Source organism: Streptomyces sp. SID5910 (assembly GCF_009862125.1).
In the GTDB taxonomy this organism is placed as follows: Bacteria; Actinomycetota; Actinomycetes; order Streptomycetales; family Streptomycetaceae; genus Streptomyces.
The window spans coordinates 1-2,183 of the sequence record NZ_WWHX01000510.1; the positions used below are offsets into that span (position 1 = coordinate 1).

Genomic DNA, 2,183 nt, shown 5'->3' on the forward strand with positions numbered 1-2,183 from the left:
GGCGTCCCCCTCGTCACCCGCGCCGTCCGCGAGTGCCGGGCCACCCGCCTGGTGACCGACGTCGTGGTCTCCACCGACGACCGGGCCATCGCCGCCGCGGCCCGCGAGGCCGGCGCCGAGATCGTGCTGCGCCCCGCCGCCATCGCCGGGGACACGGCCACCTCCGAGGCCGCGGTGCTGCACGCCCTGGACACCCACGAGGCCCTGCACGGTGCCGCCGTCGACGTGGTGCTGCTCGTGCAGTGCACCAGCCCCTTCCTGGTCCGCGAGGACGTCGACGCCGTGGCCGGCGCGGTCGCCGAGGACGGCGCCGACACCGCGGTGACCGTCGCGCCCTTCCACGGCTTCGTCTGGCGGGACGGCACCGCCGAGGGCGACGGCGGGCACGGTGCCGGGGGCGGCGGCCGACACGACGCCGAGGGGGGCGGCGGACAAGGCGCCGGGGGCGGCGGCGGGCACGGCGTCAACCACGACAAGGCCTACCGCCCCCGCCGCCAGGACCGTCCCCAGGACCTCCTGGAGACCGGCGCCGCCTACGCCATGGACGCCGCGGGCTTCCGCGAGCACGGCCACCGCTTCTTCGGCCGCACCGAACTGGTCCGCACCGACCCGGCCCGCGTCCTGGAGATCGACGACCCGCACGACCTGGCCCGCGCCCGCGCGCTCGCGCCCCTCCTCGACGCCGCCCGGCCCGGCGCGCTCCCGACCGCCGCCGACGTCGACGCGGTCGTCCTCGACTTCGACGGCACCCAGACCGACGACCGGGTGCTGATCGACTCCGACGGACGGGAGTTCGTCTCCGTCCACCGCGGCGACGGACTCGGCATCGCCGCCCTGCGCCGCAGCGGCCTCACGCTGCTGATCCTCTCCACGGAGGTCAACCCGGTCGTCGCCGCCCGCGCCCGCAAGCTCAGGATCCCCGTGCTGCACGGCATCGACCGCAAGGACCTCGCACTCAAGCAGTGGTGCGAGGAGCAGGGCATCGCCCCCGAGCGCGTGCTCTACGCCGGCAACGACGTCAACGACCTGCCCTGCTTCGCCCTCGTCGGCTGGCCCGTCGCCGTCGCCTCCGCCCACGACGTGGTGCGCGGCGCCGCCCGCGCCGTCACCACCGTCCCCGGCGGCGACGGCGCGATCCGCGAGATCGCCGGCTGGCTCCTCGGCCCCTCCCTCGACCCCTCCCAGGCCCCCACCCCGCTCACCCAGCCCAGGTAAGGAAACCCCACGCCATGAGCACCAACTCCCGCATCCGCACCTTCGGCACCCGCGAGGCCGGCCCCGGCCGCCCCGTCTACATCACCGGCGAGATCGGCATCAACCACAACGGCGACATCGAGAACGCCTTCAGGCTGATCGACGCCGCCGCCGAGGCCGGCTGCGACGCCGTCAAGTTCCAGAAGCGCACCCCCGAGATCTGCACCCCGCGCGACCAGTGGGACATCGAGCGCGACACCCCCTGGGGCCGGATGACGTACATCGACTACCGTCACCGCGTCGAGTTCGGCGAGGACGAGTACCGCCAGATCGACGACTACTGCAAGAGCAAGAACATCGACTGGTTCGCCTCCCCGTGGGACACCGAGGCCGTCGCCTTCCTGGAGAAGTTCGACGTCCCCGCTCACAAGGTCGCCTCCGCCTCCCTGACCGACGACGAGCTGCTGCGCTCCCTGCGCGCCACCGGCCGCACGGTCATCCTCTCCACCGGCATGTCCACCCCGAAGCAGATCCGCCACGCGGTCGAGGTCCTGGGCAGCGACAACATCCTGCTCTGCCACGCCACCTCCACCTACCCGGCCAAGGCCGAGGAGCTGAACCTCCGCGTGATCAACACCCTCCAGCAGGAGTACCCGAACGTGCCGATCGGCTACTCCGGCCACGAGACGGGCCTTCAGACCACGCTCGCCGCCGTCGCCCTCGGCGCCGCCTTCGTCGAGCGGCACATCACCCTCGACCGCGCCATGTGGGGCTCCGACCAGGCCGCCTCCGTCGAACCGCAGGGCCTGACCCGCCTGGTGCGCGACATCCGCACCATCGAGGCCTCCCTCGGCGACGGCGTCAAGAAGGTCTACGACTCCGAGCTCGGCCCGATGAAGAAGCTGCGCCGCGTCACCGGCGTCGTCGCCGAGGCGGAGATCGCCACGGCCGCCGGCGAGCCCGTCACGGTCTGACCCACCCCCACCCCC

2 protein-coding genes are annotated in these 2,183 nt (G+C 73.6%); both read left to right on the forward strand.

The window, feature by feature from the left end; genetic code table 11:
- Positions 1–1,215, forward strand: a 1,215-nt coding sequence (locus GTW67_RS18330; protein WP_161165905.1) for an acylneuraminate cytidylyltransferase, incomplete at its 5' end; no start/stop codon positions are given.
- Between the two features lie 14 nt (positions 1,216–1,229).
- Positions 1,230–2,168 carry an N-acetylneuraminate synthase family protein gene (locus GTW67_RS18335; RefSeq protein WP_161165906.1) on the forward strand — a complete coding sequence of 313 codons (939 nt, stop codon included), beginning with the start codon at positions 1,230–1,232 and terminating at the stop codon, positions 2,166–2,168.
- The last annotated feature ends 15 nt before the right edge of the window (positions 2,169–2,183 follow it).

What these genes read in the sequence shown, in the direction of transcription:
- GTW67_RS18335 (WP_161165906.1), top strand. Translation starts at nt 1,230, where the DNA reads ATGAGCACCAACTCCCGCATCCGCACCTTCGGCACCCGCGAGGCCGGC.